The 14,177-nt window shown below is 69.6% G+C and carries 17 protein-coding genes; 9 read left to right on the top strand and 8 right to left on the bottom strand.

All coding sequences use genetic code 11. The features are described from left to right. Positions 1–196: 196 nt before the first annotated feature. Genes ACSQ14_RS06265 through ACSQ14_RS06250 form a run of 4 tightly spaced genes read right to left on the bottom strand, consistent with a single transcriptional unit; the run spans position 197 to position 2,994 of the window. Positions 197–742, bottom strand: coding sequence for a DUF1697 domain-containing protein (locus ACSQ14_RS06265; protein WP_436010824.1), 546 nt, complete (start codon positions 740–742; stop codon positions 197–199). Next, positions 739–1,365: a glutathione S-transferase family protein gene (locus tag ACSQ14_RS06260; protein WP_436010822.1), complete on the bottom strand. Its 627-nt coding sequence runs from the start codon at positions 1,363–1,365 to the stop codon at positions 739–741. Before ACSQ14_RS06260 ends, ACSQ14_RS06265 begins: the two co-directional genes overlap by 4 nt. Before the next feature lie 52 nt (positions 1,366–1,417). Further along, a complete protein-coding gene (locus ACSQ14_RS06255; protein WP_436010820.1) occupies positions 1,418–2,221 on the bottom strand; it encodes an ABC transporter permease in 804 nt (267 codons plus the stop codon). Continuing rightward, entirely contained in the window at positions 2,221–2,994 is a 774-nt protein-coding gene (locus ACSQ14_RS06250; protein WP_436010818.1) for an ABC transporter ATP-binding protein, read from the bottom strand. The genes ACSQ14_RS06255 and ACSQ14_RS06250 overlap by 1 nt, the downstream gene beginning before the upstream one ends. Positions 2,995–3,284: 290 nt before the next feature. Here ACSQ14_RS06250 and ACSQ14_RS06245 point away from each other — a divergent pair, with 290 nt between their 5' ends. Further along, on the top strand, positions 3,285–4,217 hold the full coding sequence (locus tag ACSQ14_RS06245) for a peptidylprolyl isomerase (protein ID WP_436010816.1): 933 nt from the start codon (positions 3,285–3,287) through the stop codon (positions 4,215–4,217). 108 nt (positions 4,218–4,325) lie between these two features. Here the strand turns inward: ACSQ14_RS06245 and ACSQ14_RS06240 are convergent, their stop codons facing one another. Continuing rightward, positions 4,326–4,781 carry a VOC family protein gene (locus ACSQ14_RS06240; RefSeq protein WP_436010814.1) on the bottom strand — a complete coding sequence of 152 codons (456 nt, stop codon included), beginning with the start codon at positions 4,779–4,781 and terminating at the stop codon, positions 4,326–4,328. 106 nt (positions 4,782–4,887) lie between these two features. Here ACSQ14_RS06240 and ACSQ14_RS06235 point away from each other — a divergent pair, with 106 nt between their 5' ends. Continuing rightward, positions 4,888–5,619, top strand: a complete 732-nt coding sequence (locus ACSQ14_RS06235; protein ID WP_436010812.1) for a glutathione S-transferase — start codon at positions 4,888–4,890, stop codon at positions 5,617–5,619. On the opposite strand, the gene ACSQ14_RS06230 is transcribed toward ACSQ14_RS06235, so the two are convergent. Continuing rightward, positions 5,592–6,533 carry a hypothetical protein gene (locus ACSQ14_RS06230; RefSeq protein WP_436010810.1) on the bottom strand — a complete coding sequence of 314 codons (942 nt, stop codon included), beginning with the start codon at positions 6,531–6,533 and terminating at the stop codon, positions 5,592–5,594. The two genes, ACSQ14_RS06235 and ACSQ14_RS06230, sit on opposite strands and share 28 nt — an antisense overlap. Positions 6,534–6,691: 158 nt before the next feature. Here ACSQ14_RS06230 and purB point away from each other — a divergent pair, with 158 nt between their 5' ends. Further along, positions 6,692–8,014, top strand: a complete 1,323-nt coding sequence (purB, locus tag ACSQ14_RS06225) for an adenylosuccinate lyase (RefSeq protein WP_436010808.1) — start codon at positions 6,692–6,694, stop codon at positions 8,012–8,014. Positions 8,015–8,293: 279 nt separating this feature from the next. Here purB and ACSQ14_RS06220 read toward each other — a convergent pair whose 3' ends face one another. Continuing rightward, on the bottom strand, positions 8,294–8,617 hold the full coding sequence (locus ACSQ14_RS06220; protein WP_436010806.1) for a DUF1476 domain-containing protein: 324 nt from the start codon (positions 8,615–8,617) through the stop codon (positions 8,294–8,296). Between the two features lie 233 nt (positions 8,618–8,850). Here ACSQ14_RS06220 and purC point away from each other — a divergent pair, with 233 nt between their 5' ends. The 6 genes from purC (at position 8,851) to ACSQ14_RS06190 (ending at position 13,849) form a co-directional block, all read left to right on the top strand. Next, on the top strand, positions 8,851–9,606 hold the full coding sequence (purC, locus tag ACSQ14_RS06215; protein WP_436010804.1) for a phosphoribosylaminoimidazolesuccinocarboxamide synthase: 756 nt from the start codon (positions 8,851–8,853) through the stop codon (positions 9,604–9,606). Beyond that, positions 9,606–9,845, top strand: a complete 240-nt coding sequence (purS, locus tag ACSQ14_RS06210; RefSeq protein WP_436010802.1) for a phosphoribosylformylglycinamidine synthase subunit PurS — start codon at positions 9,606–9,608, stop codon at positions 9,843–9,845. The genes purC and purS overlap by 1 nt, the downstream gene beginning before the upstream one ends. Further along, the gene (locus tag ACSQ14_RS06205) at positions 9,842–10,726 is read left to right on the top strand and encodes a hypothetical protein (protein ID WP_436010800.1); all 885 of its coding nucleotides are present in this window, start codon (positions 9,842–9,844) and stop codon (positions 10,724–10,726) included. Before purS ends, ACSQ14_RS06205 begins: the two co-directional genes overlap by 4 nt. Then, a complete protein-coding gene (locus ACSQ14_RS06200) occupies positions 10,723–11,097 on the top strand; it encodes a hypothetical protein (RefSeq protein WP_436010798.1) in 375 nt (124 codons plus the stop codon). Before ACSQ14_RS06205 ends, ACSQ14_RS06200 begins: the two co-directional genes overlap by 4 nt. A 90-nt stretch (positions 11,098–11,187) precedes the next feature. Next, the gene (gene purQ / locus ACSQ14_RS06195) at positions 11,188–11,850 is read left to right on the top strand and encodes a phosphoribosylformylglycinamidine synthase subunit PurQ (protein WP_436010796.1); all 663 of its coding nucleotides are present in this window, start codon (positions 11,188–11,190) and stop codon (positions 11,848–11,850) included. Between the two features lie 64 nt (positions 11,851–11,914). Continuing rightward, the gene (locus tag ACSQ14_RS06190; protein ID WP_436010794.1) at positions 11,915–13,849 is read left to right on the top strand and encodes a CocE/NonD family hydrolase; all 1,935 of its coding nucleotides are present in this window, start codon (positions 11,915–11,917) and stop codon (positions 13,847–13,849) included. A gap of 91 nt (positions 13,850–13,940) precedes the next feature. On the opposite strand, the gene ACSQ14_RS06185 is transcribed toward ACSQ14_RS06190, so the two are convergent. Continuing rightward, positions 13,941–14,093 carry a hypothetical protein gene (locus ACSQ14_RS06185; protein WP_436010792.1) on the bottom strand — a complete coding sequence of 51 codons (153 nt, stop codon included), beginning with the start codon at positions 14,091–14,093 and terminating at the stop codon, positions 13,941–13,943. Positions 14,094–14,177: the final 84 nt, after the last annotated feature.

Here is a 14,177-nt window from a genome sequence, read left to right as displayed (position 1 = left end):
TCCCACTATCCCCACGCCCCGCCGGTAACGGCGCAAAGCGCAGCCTGTTCCGCGACTTACCTTACAGCAACCCCGACCGGCAATCCGCTCACAGGCGCGGCGCCCATGCCGAAGCCGTTCGACTGCTGAAGGTCGAAGCGCGACCGTCACCTTGTGTGCGCGAAATGTGGCCGAGCTTAGGCCCGGGCGGTTCCGTTCAAGCCGGTTCCAGCAGGGCCGCGAGCCTGGTCGTGGTGTTCCAGTTGCGGCCGGTCCCACGCAGGCGCAGCGTCCGCTCGATGAGGCCGCCGGTGAGCTTCGAGCGGCCGATCCCATCGGGGTAGCTGACGTACAGACAGCCCGGACCGGGCGCGAACTCCTCGGGGCCTGCGACCTTCGCCCGCAGCGCCGCCACCGCCTCGGCCTGCGGCGCGCCGCGCAGGAACATCACCAGCAGTTGCGACGGCGCCGCCTCGGCCAGCTTCGCGAACGGGTTGCCGGCCACCACCGCGGCCAGCGCCGCATGGTCGCGGACGAAGACCTCGGGACTCGCGCCATAGGCGGCTTTGAACGCGGCCTCGACGCGCGATTCAATCACGCCGTCGGCCCCGACGGCCGCGGCCACGGCGTTGCCGCTGGCGCCGAGCGTCCGCGCCTCCGACAGCCCGGCGTCCGCGAGCACGGCCTTGAAGTCCGCCATCGCCAGCCGCCGCCCCGCCAGGTTCACGGCCCGCAGCAGGACCGCGACGGGGCGCTCGCTCATTTGGCCTCGGCTTCCCAGGCCAGGAACTCCGGCGCCTGGAGCAGACGTTCGCAGTATTCCCCGCCGCGGCCGGTGTCGCCGAAGTCGGACAGCCGCACGCCGTAGGTCCGCAGCCGGGTCGCCACCGGAGTGTAGAAGGCGTCGGCGATCCCCCACTCCGCGCCGCCCAGCCAGGGGCCGCCCAGGCGCTGCAGCAGGTCGCTCCACAGTTTGGCGATGCGGCGCAGGTCCTTGTGGGTCGCCTCCGACAGCTCCGCCACCTTCGGCTCGGCCCGCAGGTCCATCGGGCATTCGCCGCGCAGCGAGGAGAAGCCCGAATGCATCTCGGAGGCCGCCGCACGCGCCAGGGCGCGGGCCGCCGGATCCTTCGGCCAGAGGCCGGCCTCGGGGAATTTCTCGGCGAGGTATTCGCAGATCGCCAGCGAATCCCAGATGACGATCCCGTCGACCTTCAGCGCCGGGACATGGCCGCTCGGGCTGTGCGGGGCGATCGCCGCCTCGGTGCGCGCGCCCTGGCGCAGCTCGATCGGAATCTCGGTGAACTCCGCCCCGGCCCGCTTCAGCACGAGCCACGGCCGCATCGACCAGGTCGACCACGCCTTGTTGCCGATGACGAGTTCCATGCCTTGAGGCCTCCTGCGCCGGTCCAGATTACATGCCGCCAGGGTTGCGCGGCTAGCTCGCGGTCTCGGCGCTGTAACGCGCGATGAGCCCGGTGCGGATCGCATAGCGGTAGACGCGTGTGAAGATCACCCCGGCCAGCCCGAGATAGAGCACCGCCAGGCCGGCGGCGATCGCCAGCATCTCCCAGGGGACGGGCTGGCCGGCGACCACCGCCCGCATGCCCTCGAAGACGTAGGACGGCGCGAGCGTGTGGCCGATCGCCTGCATCCACGGCGGCAGGATCGCCAGCGGATAGAACACCCCGACGAAGGGCGAGAGCAGCGAAGGGATCGGCCAGATCAGCCACTCCGAGGCCGGCCCGAACCGCAGCACGATCGCCGCGCCGAGGATGCCCAGCGCGATGCCGGTGATGAACAGCACCAGCACGAAGGGGACGATGGCCACGCCATAGATCAGGAAGTCGAGGCCGAACACGCCGACCGCCAGCGCCAGCATGGCGACCAGGCCCAGCAGGCTGGTGCAGATCCCGGTGGCGACCAAGCCGGTGAGATACTCCGAGATGCGCAGCGGCGTGGCGAACAGGTTGAGAAAGTTGCGCGACCAGACGTCCTCGAAGAAGGCCGTGGTGGTCCCCTGCATCACCCGGGTCATGAACTCCCAGAACAGCACCGCGCCAAGCAGCGAGGCGGTGAGGTTCACGCCGGGCCCGGTCAGCTCGCCGATGTAGCGGGTGATGAAGCCCCACAGCACGATGTCGATGGCCACCCAGGCCACCAGCGGCAGCAGGCGCACGGGACTGCCGCGCAGCAGGTAGACCTGCCGCAGCACGATGGCGGCGACGCGGGAGAAGGTCATCAGCCGAGCCCCTCCCCGGTGGCCGGATGCTCGTGCGCCACGCGGATGAACAGCTCCTCGAGGTTGGGGGCGGCATGCTCGGCGACCAGCCGCTCCGGCTCGCCGGCCAGCAGCACTCGGCCGCGCGAGAGGAACAGCACCCGGTCGCAGACCTCGGCCACCTCGTACATGTTGTGGCTGGTCCACAGCACGCCGGCCTGCCGCTCGTGCGCGAACTCCAGAATGCGGGCACGGATGTCGCGGGCGGTCGACGGATCGATCGAGGCGGTCGGCTCGTCCAGCAGCAGCAGGCGCGGCCGGTTCAGCATGGCCTTGGCGAGCGCCACCCGGGTCTGCTCGCCGGAGGAGAGCACGCCCGCCTTGACCTTGCGGTGGCGGGTCAGGTCGAACTCGGCGATCAGGTCGTCGATCCGCGCGGAAAGCTGCTTCACGCCATACATCAGGCCGAACACCCGCAGGTTCTGCTCGACGCTGAGGTTGCCCGGCAGCGGCGCATAGACCGCGGCGAAATTGGCCAGGGCCAGCGCCCGGCTGCGCGCCTTGGCCAGGTCGACGCCGCCGATGTGAATGCTCCCCGCGGTCGGCTGCAGCACGCCGAGGATCATGCTGATTACGGTGGTCTTGCCGGCCCCGTTCGGCCCGACCAGGCCGACGATCTCGCCCGGCCGCACCTCCAGCGAGACGCCGTCCACCGCGGCGAGGTCGCCATAGGTCTTGCGCAGGCCCTCGGCGACGAGCACCGGCTCAGACGGAAAGGACGCGGCGTCGGGCATCGCAGGCTCAACTCTCGGGAGGCGAGTCCGGCTGCAACGCTGTTCCACGGCTCCGCGCGACGAAGCGTTAACCGCGCCGTCCCTAGCCTCGCTCGACAACGATTCGGTTGGGGAGACTGGCGATTAGGACCGTGTCACTGGCGTTGGCCGCGGCGCTGCTGGCGGCGACTGGCGCGTCTGCGGAAGGGTCCGCGCCCGCCGCGAGCAAACCTGTCCGCCCCGCGCCGGCGGCGCGCAAGCCGGCTCCGCCGTCGCCCGCCGTCCGCGCGACCGCGCCGCTGACGTCGCCCATGACCTGGCCCCTGGCCGCGCCGACGCCGGCTCCGGTCGTGGTCGCCCCGCTGGTCGTGCGCCCGCCGGCGTCGATCGTCGTCAGCGTTCCGGCCTCGCCGCAGGAATGGCGCGCGCTCGACGCCCAGAACACCCTGGTGATCGAGACCGACAAGGGCCCGATCGTCGTCGAGCTGCGGCCCGAGTTCGCCCCCCTGGCGGTGGCGCGGATCAAGCGGCTGGCGCGCAGCGGGGTCTATGACGAGCTGAAGTTCCACCGGGTGGTCGACGGCTTCGTCGCCCAGACCGGCAACCCCAACAACATGGACGGCGGCAAGAGCCTGGAGCCGGACCTGCCGCCGGAGTTCACCTTCCGCCTGGGGGCCGAGACGCCGCGCGCCCAGCTGGCCCGGCCGCAGGGCGAAAGCCAGGGTTTCATCGGCGCCCAGCCCTATGTCGCCGTCGACGAGATCCGCATGGCCTTGTCGCCGGACCGCCGGGTCAGCGCCTGGGGCGCGTTCTGCTCGGGCGTGGTCGCCATGGGCCGCGACGTCGAGCCGAACGGCGGCAACGCCGGCTTCTTCATCATGCGCGGGACCACCCGCAGCCTGGATCGGCAGTATTCGGTCGTCGGCCGAGTGATCGCCGGCATGGAGGTGGTGCGCGCGCTGACCGCTGGCGACCCGCCGATGCAGCCCAGCCGCATGCTGCGGGCCCGGGTGATGGCCGATTTACCGGAGACGCTGCGGCCGCAGATCGCGGTGCTGAACACCCTGAGTCCCGAGTTCCACGCGCTCGCCGAGCAGGTGCGCGACCTGAAGGGCGCGGACTTCTCGATCTGCGACGTCGAGGCGCCGGTGCGAATCACCGCGCCGCCGCCGGTGGTCGCCGAAAAGCCCGCGCGTAAGCGCCAGCGCCGCGCCGCGGGCGCGCCGGCAGCGCCGGCGGCGTAGCTCACAACAACCCCCGTCATCCCGGACGGCCTGCAAGGCCGATCCGGGCTCTCCGCTACGCTTCGGCCGGGATGACGGTGGAATTGGGTCTTGGACGCCTGAAGCGACCTATTCCTCCCGCGCCCGGCGCAGTTCGGCGATGTCGAGCTTGGTCATCTTCATCATCGCCGCGGTCGCCCGGCGGGCCTTCTCCGGATCCGGGCCGCCGAGCAGCTCCGGCATCGCCTTCGGGACGATCTGCCAGGACAGGCCGAAACGGTCCTTCAGCCAGCCGCACTGGCTTGGTTGCCCGCCGTCGGCGATCAGCTTCTCCCAGTAGGCGTCGATCTCCGCCTGGTCCTCGCACGGCACCGAGAAGGACACCGCCTCGGTGAACTTGAAGTGCGGGCCGCCGTTCAGCGCGATCAACGACAGGCCGTTGAGCTCGAACTCGACGGTCATCGCCCGGCCATCCGGCCCCGGTGTGACGCGCCCCAGCCGGGCGTTGGGGAAGATTGAGACGTAAAGGGCGGCCGCCTCCTCGGCCTGAGTGTCGAACCACAGGAAGGGGGTGATCTTCTGCACAGCGGTCTCCTTCGGCTTGCGCCCTAAAGGACGCACGACGACGTGCGGATCCGACACCGGGCGGCCGGTGTTTCTCGCGCGACCTGTTTTCCGCCGGGAGCGCACCGTGGCTTACGAGCTCTACTACTGGCCGAACATCCAGGGCCGCGGCGAGTTCGTCCGCCTGGCGTTGGAGCAGGCCGGCGCCGACTACGTCGACGTCGCCCGCGAGACCGGCCCCGGCCGCGGCATGGACGCGCTGCTCGCCCTGCTCGATGATCCCAAGCAGACGCATCCCCCGTTCGCGCCGCCGGTCCTGCGCGACGGCGACCAGTTGGTCGCCCAGACCGCCGCCATCCTGCTGCACCTCGGGCCGCGCCTCGGTCTCGCGGCGAAGGACGAGGCCGCGCGGCTCTGGACGCACCAGATCCAGCTGACGATCGCCGACCTGGTCGCCGAGGCCCACGACACCCACCACCCGATCGGCGTCGATCTCTACTACGAGGATCAGAAGCCGGAGGCGGCGCGCCGGGCGGCCGAGTTCCGGCGCGAGCGGATCCCGAAGTTCGCCGGCTGGCTGGAGACCATTCTCGTCCGCAATCCCGCCGGCTCCGGCTGGCTGGTCGGCCCTGCCCTCAGCTACGCCGATCTCTCCGCCTTCCAGATCGTCGAGGGGCTGAACTACGCCTTCCCCGCCGCCGCCGCGCGCACGCTGAAGAAAACGCCGAAGCTGGCGGCCCTGGCGGAGCAGGTGCGCGCGCTACCGAACATCGCCGCCTATCTGGCGAGCCCGCGGCGCATCCCCTTCAACGAAGAGGGAATCTTCCGCCGCTACCCGGAGCTGGACGAGACCCGCTGAGCCAGCGCGCCCTGCGCGGCCATCTGCTCCCAGACGTCGACCACCCCGCGCTCGGCCAGGCCGGCGAACAGCCGCTGCACGGCGATGGCGTTCTCCCGCAAAAGGCCGCGCCACGCGGGCTGCATCAGCGTGCCGTCTGCCAGCGCCACCCCGCCCGGTCCGCTGACGCAGGTCCCCGCCTCGACCAGCGCCAGGACGTGCCGGCGCACGGTTTCGGCCGGCAGCCGGGTGCGCCGGGCCAGCGCCCCGGCCGTCACCGCAACCGGCGGCCCGCTCTCCGTCCCCGCAGCCACCGCCAGCAGCGGCAGCAGCACCAGGGTGGCGGTCAGGTCGCCGGTGCGCGCGCCCACCGCCTCGGCCGAGCGCAACAGATAGTCGGCCATCAGCCGGGCGACTCCCCGGATCGGCGGCTCGCGCTCGTGGTAGTTGGCGGCCGGCAGCGGCTCCAGCAGGCCGCGCGCCGCGAGCATCCGGTAGAGCGAACTCAGCCCCTCGTGCCCCACCCGCGCGGCTTCGGCATAGGCCGGCGAGGACATGAAGGCGGTGGGCGCCACCACGCCCGCATCGCTCGTGACGCAGGCGCCCTGCGCCTCGAGCCGGCGGATGTTGCGCCGCGCCGTCTCGTACGGCAGCTGCATCGACGCGGCCACGGCGCGGATGCTCACCGGCCGGCGCTCCTCGTCAGGCGCGGCGTTCTCCAGCGCGCCGTAGCGGCTGCGGGCGGCTGGGTCGCGGGTCAGCGGGGCGATGTTGGCCTGATTGATCGCCATCAGCAGCACCGCTTCCAGCGGCTTCAGCCCCCGGATGCCGTGCCCGGCCATGTCGGAGACGAAGTTGAAGGCGAAGTAGGCGATTTCCCGGTCGCGCGAGGCGCGACCCGTTCCAGCGCCAGACTGTGTGCGCAGTTCGTCCAAGAGACCTGTCCGCAATCTCCCCTGAACTGGACCTTTACCACGTTCGCCGAACGCTTATGTCGGCGATCAGACGCAACCGCGAAATTGCCGGCGCCGTGCTCGGGCGGCGTGCGCCCTGGGCCTTGACTCCCCAGGCCCCCGCGCACACACCGCGCGCCATGATCCCCCGTTATACCCGCAAGGAAGCCGCCGAGATCTGGGCGCCGCAAACGCGCTTCAAGATCATGTTCGAGATCGAGGCCCACGCGGCCGACGCCATGGCTGAGCTAGGCGTCATTCCCAAGGAGGCCGCCCGGACCATCTGGGAAAACGGCCGCGACGCCGTCTGGGACGCCGACCGCATCGACGAGATCGAGCGCGAAGTGAAGCATGACGTCATCGCCTTCCTGACCCACGTCACCGAGGTGGTGGGGCCTGAGGCGCGCTTCCTGCACCAGGGGATGACCTCCTCCGACGTCAACGACACGACCCTGGCGGTGCAGCTGGTGCGCGCCACCGACCTGCTGCTGGAAGACGTCGACCTGCTGCTGGCGGCGCTGAAGAAGCGCGCCTTCGAGCACAAGCTGACGCCGACCGTCGGCCGCAGCCACGGCATCCACGCCGAGCCGACCACCTTCGGCGTCAAGCTCGCCGGCCACTACGCCGAGTTCCAGCGCGCCAAGGAGCGGCTGGCGATGGCCAAGTTCGAGGTCGCCACCTGCGCCATCTCCGGCGCCGTCGGCACCTTCGCCAACGTCGCGCCGCAGGTTGAAGAGTACGTCGCCGAGAAGATGGGCCTGGCTGTCGAGCCGGTCTCGACCCAGGTGATTCCGCGCGACCGCCACGCCGCCTACTTCGCGGCCCTGGCCGTGGTCGCCTCGTCGATCGAGCGGCTGGCGGTGGAGATCCGCCACCTGCAGCGCACCGAGGTGCTCGAGGCCGAAGAGTTCTTCGACAAGGGTCAGAAGGGCTCGTCGGCGATGCCGCACAAGCGCAACCCGATCCTCACCGAGAACCTGACCGGCCTCGCCCGGCTGGTGCGCTCGGCGGTGACGCCGGCGCTGGAAAACGTGGCGCTGTGGCACGAGCGCGACATCAGCCACTCCTCGGTCGAACGCGGCATCGCCCCGGACACCACCGTCCACCTCGACTTCGCCCTGCGCCGGCTGGCCAACGTCGTCGACCGGCTGCTGGTCTATCCGGAGAACATGGCCCGCAACCTCGACCACCTGGGCGGGCTGGTGCACAGCCAGCGCGTGCTGCTGGCGCTGACCCAGAAGGGCCTCTCGCGCGAAGCCAGCTACGCGGCGGTGCAGCGCAACGCCATGAAGGTCTGGCGCGGCGAGGGCAACTTCCTCGACTTCCTCAAGGCCGACCCGGAAGTGACCCTGTCGGACGCCGAGCTCTCCGAGCTGTTCGACCTCGGCTACCACTTCAAGAACGTCGACGTGATCTTCGGCCGGGTGTTCGGCCAGGACGCGGTGAAGGCCGCGGCGCAGTAAGCCGCAGCCTCATGGCTCATCCCGGACCGCGCTCAGGGGCGGTCCGGGGCTCATGCCTACGCAAAGAAAAAGCCGCAGCGGCGTCGCTGCGGCTTTTTCTTTGGCTTGGTGGCGGGCGGAGCGGCCCGCGGCGCAATGCCGCGGCGTCCAGGCGCAACGCCCTGACAGCTATCGGCGCCCAGCCGGCCTCGCCGTGGTCATGGGGCCCGGACAAGCCGCACGCGCGGCTTTCCGGGATGACAGGCGTTGAAGGACCGGCGCGCAGAGCGCCGCGGAGGCCTAGGCGCCGCCGCGGACCTCTTCACGGGCCTGGGCGAGCAGTTCGTCCATGCGACGGCGCACTTCGCCCTCGGAGACCTGCACGCCGGCGCCCTTCAGGTCCTCGAAGACCTTGCGCAGCACGTCGTCGTCGCCCGGCGCTTCGAAGTCGGACTTCACCACCGCGCGGGTGTATTCCTCGACATGCGGGCCTTCCAGCCCCATCAACCCGGCGGCCCACTGGGCGAGCGCGCGGTTGCGGCGGACGGCGGCCTTGAACTCTTGTTCCTGATCGAGCGCGAACTTCTTCTCGAAACCGCGTTCTCGATCGTCGAAGGTGGTCATGTCGTCCCCAAAAGCGGCCGCGAAAACGGCGCTGACATATCGCGGCCGGCGCCCGCCCGCAATCGAAAGCCAAAGCGCGCGGGGAAGTTTGCGCCGCAGCCCACCATCCGCTAATTTCCCGCCGCCTGAGATATGAGCGAGAGGCCGAGTCGGATCCGCGCGCGAGGGAATCATTCGCGCGCGTTTTTTCGTTTCGCCGACCGGCAAACCCCGCTCCCGGAGAAGGCGCGACGATGACCCGCCGTAAGAAGATCTACGAGGGCAAGGCCAAGATTCTCTATGAGGGTCCGGAGCCCGGCACTCTCATTCAGTACTTCAAGGACGACACCACTGCGTTCGACGCGACCAAAAAGGCCGTGCTCGAAGGCAAGGGCGTGATCAACAACCGCATCAGCGAATACATCATGACGCGGTTGAACTCGATCGGGGTGCAGAACCACTTCATCAAGCGGCTGAACCTGCGCGAGCAGCTGATCCGCGAAGTGGAGATCATTCCGCTGGAAGTGGTCTGCCGCAACGTGGCCGCCGGGTCGCTGTCGACCCGCTTCGGCCTGCCCGAAGGCCAGCCCCTGCCCCGCTCGATCATCGAGTTCTACCTGAAGGACGACAAGCTCCACGACCCGATGGTCGCCGAGGAGCACATCACCGCCTTCAACTGGGCCACCACCCAGGAGATCGACGACATGATGGCGCTCACCCTGCGGGTGAACGACTTCCTGACCGGCATGTTCGGCGCGGTCGGCATCACCCTCGTCGACTTCAAGATCGAATTCGGCCGGATCTGGGAGAACGAATTCTCCCGCATCATCCTGGCCGACGAGATCAGCCCCGACAGCTGCCGGCTGTGGGACTCCCAGACCAACGAGAAGCTGGACAAGGACCGCTTCCGCCGCGACCTGGGCAACGTCATCGAGAGCTACACCGAGGTGGCTCGCCGGCTCGGCATCATGAAAGAGATGCCGACGGTCATTCAAGGAGGCCTCCACTAGTGCGCGCCACGGTCCATGTTTTCCTGAAGCCCGGCGTCCTCGACGTGCAGGGCAAGGCCGTCGAACGCGAACTGCATGGCCTGGGCTGGAGCGGCGTCGAACACGTCCGCGTCGGCAAGACCATCGAGTTCGACCTCGCCGCGCAGGACAAGGCCGCGGCCGAGTCCGAGGTGAAGGCGATGTGCGAGAAGCTCCTGGCCAACACGGTCATCGAGAGCTACCGCGTGGAGCTGGCGTGAGGGCGCTTTCGCCCCTAGCACTCTTCCTAACCCTCTCCGCCGCCGCCCCCGCCGTCGCGCAATCCGCGGCGGAAGGGCGGTGGCACGCCTGGACCGGCGGCAAGACCGCCGACGCCTTCCAGATCGGCGACATAAGCCTACGCTTTCGCCAGGAGGTCGGTCCTGGCGACCTCCTGACCCCGGTCGCGGTGATCGAGAAGAACGGCGTCTCCGAAACCCTGCGGGGCGAAACGGCCGGGTCGTTTGGCGCCGGCGCCAATTTCGGCGTGTTCCGCCTCGACGCGGCGCGCACGCCGATCCTGCTCTTCCGCAGTTGGAGCGGCGGCGCGCACTGCTGCTTTGCTTACCTCGCGGCGACGCCAACCGCCGACGGCTGGCGAGTCGCCAAGCTCGGAGTTTGGGACGGCAGCGCCGCGCCTGACCCGAAGGACGTCGACGGCGATGGGCGGCTCGAGCTCGTCGGTCGCGATCCGCGGTTCCTCTACCGCTTCGGCTCCTACGCCGACAGCCTGCCGCCGCCGATCATCTACGAGCTGCGGGACGGACACCTGGACGACGCCTCCGCGAACCCGAAATACCGCAGCTTCTTCAAGGCCAAGATCCCCGAGTACCGGGTGCGCTGCCAGACCGGTTCGGCAGGCGCCTGCGCCGGCTACGTCGCGGTCGCCGCCCGCGCCGGCGAAGCGCGCGCCGCCTTCGCCCGGCTCGACCGCGTCACGCTCCAGGCGAAAGGCCCGTTCGAGGTTCCCGTCCATTGCGCGGACAGCTGCGCCAGCGAGCCGGCCAAGACCTTCAACCGGCTCGGCGACGCGATCGACTGGTTCCTGCGCGATCTGGGCTATCTTCCCAAGGCCCGGTCCAGTCGCGGAGCCCGCCCATGATGAAGATTCGACAGCTGGCGCCGCTGCTGGCGATCACCCTCCTCGCCGCCTGCGCGCCGAAAGCCAAGCCGTCGGCCGCGGCGGCGCTCGATTGCGGCCAGCCGTTCGAGGCGCAGGTCGCGAAGATCACCGCCCAACCCGGCCTGAAGCCCGCGCCCGAGGAGACCGGCGAGCCCTACCGGGCCTATTCGACCGCCGACGGCGCCGCCTCCTACTTCGTAACCAAGCCCGGCGCGCCGGCGCACCCGGCGATCCTGATGCAGGAGGCCGCCGGCGGGCAGATGCGCAACACCGGCTGCGCCTGGGGCGACAAGGCCGCCTACCAGGAGCTGATGACCTACCTGACCGGCCTCAGCGCCGGCCGGAAGTGACCGGTCGCAAGTGACCGGCCGCCGCAGCCGGCTTGACGCCCGCGCTGCATTCGACCACCTGAAGCCCTCCCCGCCCACCGGAACCCGCCCATGAAAGCCGCCGTCATCGTCTTCCCCGGCTCCAACTGCGACCGCGACTGCAAGGTGGCGGTGGAGCGCTCGACCGGCGCGAAGGTCGACATGGTCTGGCACGGCGACACCGAACTGCCGTCGGGCCTCGACCTGATCGTGCTGCCGGGCGGCTTCTCCTACGGCGACTATCTGCGCTGCGGGGCGATGGCGGCGCTGTCGCCGATCATGCGCGAGGTCCGGGCGGCCGCCGAGCGGGGCGTGGCGACCGTCGGCATCTGCAACGGCTTCCAGGTACTGTGCGAAATGCACCTGCTGCCGGGGACCCTGCTGCGCAACGACAAGCTGAAGTACGTCTGCAAGCCGGTGGCGCTGGAAGTCACCAACGCCCAGACCCGCTTCACCGCCGGCTACGCCGGCCGCCGCGAAGTGACGATGACCGTCGGCAACGGCGAGGGGAACTTCTTCGCCGACGAGGCGACGCTGGACCGGCTGGAGGGCGACGGCCAGGTGGTGTTCCGCTACCTCGACAACCCGAACGGCTCGGCCCGCGACATCGCCGGGATCGTCAACACCAGAGGCAACGTGCTGGGGCTGATGCCGCACCCGGACCGCGCCTTCGAGGCCGAGCTCGGCTCCGCCGACGGCGCCATCCTGTTCCAGAGCGCGCTCGCCAGCGCCTGATCGCACTTGCCGGCGGACTTGGGACGGCTTAACGGCCGTCACAATGTTACGCTCGGGGAGCTAGATGACCCTTCGTTCCTTCGCCCTGCGCACGGCCTGCGCCGTCGCGGCGCTTTCCTTCGCCCTGCCGCCGCTGGCCCAGGCGGCCGGCAAGACCGATCCGATGACGCCGGACATTCCGGCGAAGTTCGCCGCGCCGACGGCGGACAACGACTACGTCAAGCGCGTCGAGATGATCCCTATGCGCGACGGGGTGAAGCTCTACACCGTCATCGTCATGCCGAAGGGCGCGCACGATGCGCCGATCCTGCTGACGCGCACGCCCTATAACGCCAAGAAGCGCGCCGCGCGGAACGTCTCGCCGCACATCGAGGCGACCCTGGCGCAGATGGACGAGGACTTCGTTCGTGACGGCTACATCCGCGTCTACCAGGACGTCCGTGGGCTGAACGGCTCGCAGGGCGACTATGTCGCCACCCGCCCGCTGTCGGGTCCGCTGAACAAGACCGGGATCGACCACTCGACCGACGCCTACGACACCATCGAATGGCTGGTGAAGCACGTGAAGGAGTCGAACGGCCGGGTCGGCATGATCGGCTCGTCCTACGACGGCTTCACCGTGGTCAATGCGCTGATCAATCCGCACCCGGCGCTGAAGGCCGCGGTGCCGCAGAGCCCGATGATCGACGGCTGGATGGGCGACGACTGGTTCCACAACGGCGCCTTCCGGCAAGTGAACCTCGACTATTTCCCGGAGCAGATGAGCGCCAAGGGCGGCGGCGATCCGGTCCCGCGCCAGGGCTTCGACGACTACGAGAACTTCCGCCGCGCGGGCTCGGCCGGCGATTTCGCGCGCGCCGCCGGCCTCGACCAGATCGCCTTCTGGCGGAAGATCGAAGAACACCCGGCCTACGACGACTTCTGGAGCCAGCAGGCGCTCGACAAGATCCTCGCCGCCCAGCCGCTGAAGGTGCCCACCCTGTGGGTCGGCAGCCTGTTCGACCAGGAAGACATCTACGGCGCGCCGCACGCCTACGCGGCGGTGGAACCGAAGGACGTCGGCAACAACATGAACTTCCTGGTGCTGGGCGCCTGGCGGCATTCCGGGGTGAACTACGAGCAGCGCGCGCTGGGCGCCTACAAGCTGCCGGGCGACACCGCCACCGAGTTCCGCCGCGACTACCTGAAGCCGTTCCTCGACCAGCGGCTGAAGACCAACGGCCAGACGGCCGACATCCCGCCGGTGCTGATCTACCAGACCGGGACCGATCGCTGGCTGAAGCTCGACAAATGGCCGACCGGTTGCGCGGAGGCCTGTCAGGTCGGCCTGAAGCCGCTCTACCTGCAGGCCGACAAGGGGCTCAGCTTCCGGCCGCCGGCGGGCGGCGGCTATGACGAGTACGTCGCCGACCCGGCCAATCCGGTACCCTACGTGGCGCGGCCGGTGCGCACCGACGCGCCCGACCAGTGGCGCTACTGGCTGACCAGCGACCAGCGCCACGTCGACGGCCGGACGGACGTGCTGACCTACGTCTCCGAGCCGCTCACCGCGCCGATGACCATCGCCGGCGCGCCGATCGTCAACCTGATCGCCTCGACCAGCGGCTCCGACGCCGACTGGGTGGTGAAGCTGATCGATGTCTATCCCGACACCGTGCCCTCGCAGGTGGAGATGGGCGGCTATCAGTTCCCGGTGGCCATGGACATCTTCCGCGGGCGCTACCGCGAGAGCTTCTCCGACCCGAAGGCGATCGCGCCGGACCAGCCGCTGGCCTACCGCTTCGCCCTGCCGCAGGCCAACCACGTGTTCCAGCCGGGCCACCGGATCATGGTGCAGATCCAGTCGAGCTGGTTCCCGCTCTACGACCGCAACCCGCAAACCTTCGTGCCGAACATCTTCAACGCGAAGCCGGCGGACTACCGGAAGGCCGTCCAGCGGATCTACCACGCCCCGGCCCAGGCCTCGGCGATCGAGCTGCCGGTGGTCAGCGGGGGTTAGGCAAACGAAAGGGCCGGAGCGCGCCGAGCGCTCCGACCCTTCCCTTCGGCCGCCAACCGCCGATTACGACGGCCGGGCCGGACCGGCGTGGCTAGTGCTTGCTGTCACGCCGCTGTGGGGTTTCGCCGCCTTGCTTCTTGTCGGCCTGCCTCGGCGAACCCTGAGTCTTCTGGTTCAGGTCACGCGGGCCGGCTTGCTGTGGCTGGGGCGGCTGCCGGTTGTCGTTCGTCTGCTGATTGGCCATACGCGCCTCTCTTGCATCGATGTCTCCAGACATCCGGGATCGCCGAAAAACCCGCGGACGAGCGAGTAGTTCCGCTCAATCGCG

It is taken from the genome of Phenylobacterium sp. LjRoot219 (assembly GCF_964252995.1).
Taxonomy (GTDB): domain Bacteria; phylum Pseudomonadota; class Alphaproteobacteria; order Caulobacterales; family Caulobacteraceae; genus Phenylobacterium.
Note: the sequence above shows the minus strand (reverse complement) of the source record. Positions and strands in the feature narration are given on the sequence as shown.

What these genes read in the sequence shown, in the direction of transcription:
- ACSQ14_RS06260 (WP_436010822.1), bottom strand. Translation starts at nt 1,365, where the DNA reads ATGGAACTCGTCATCGGCAACAAGGCGTGGTCGACCTGGTCGATGCGG.
- ACSQ14_RS06200 (WP_436010798.1), top strand. Translation starts at nt 10,723, where the DNA reads ATGATGAAGATTCGACAGCTGGCGCCGCTGCTGGCGATCACCCTCCTC.
- ACSQ14_RS06190 (WP_436010794.1), top strand. Translation starts at nt 11,915, where the DNA reads ATGACCCTTCGTTCCTTCGCCCTGCGCACGGCCTGCGCCGTCGCGGCG.
- purC (WP_436010804.1), top strand. Translation starts at nt 8,851, where the DNA reads ATGACCCGCCGTAAGAAGATCTACGAGGGCAAGGCCAAGATTCTCTAT.
- purB (WP_436010808.1), top strand. Translation starts at nt 6,692, where the DNA reads ATGATCCCCCGTTATACCCGCAAGGAAGCCGCCGAGATCTGGGCGCCG.
- ACSQ14_RS06245 (WP_436010816.1), top strand. Translation starts at nt 3,285, where the DNA reads ATGACCTGGCCCCTGGCCGCGCCGACGCCGGCTCCGGTCGTGGTCGCC.
- ACSQ14_RS06250 (WP_436010818.1), bottom strand. Translation starts at nt 2,994, where the DNA reads ATGCCCGACGCCGCGTCCTTTCCGTCTGAGCCGGTGCTCGTCGCCGAG.
- ACSQ14_RS06265 (WP_436010824.1), bottom strand. Translation starts at nt 742, where the DNA reads ATGAGCGAGCGCCCCGTCGCGGTCCTGCTGCGGGCCGTGAACCTGGCG.
- ACSQ14_RS06255 (WP_436010820.1), bottom strand. Translation starts at nt 2,221, where the DNA reads ATGACCTTCTCCCGCGTCGCCGCCATCGTGCTGCGGCAGGTCTACCTG.
- ACSQ14_RS06220 (WP_436010806.1), bottom strand. Translation starts at nt 8,617, where the DNA reads ATGACCACCTTCGACGATCGAGAACGCGGTTTCGAGAAGAAGTTCGCG.
- ACSQ14_RS06185 (WP_436010792.1), bottom strand. Translation starts at nt 14,093, where the DNA reads ATGGCCAATCAGCAGACGAACGACAACCGGCAGCCGCCCCAGCCACAG.
- purQ (WP_436010796.1), top strand. Translation starts at nt 11,188, where the DNA reads ATGAAAGCCGCCGTCATCGTCTTCCCCGGCTCCAACTGCGACCGCGAC.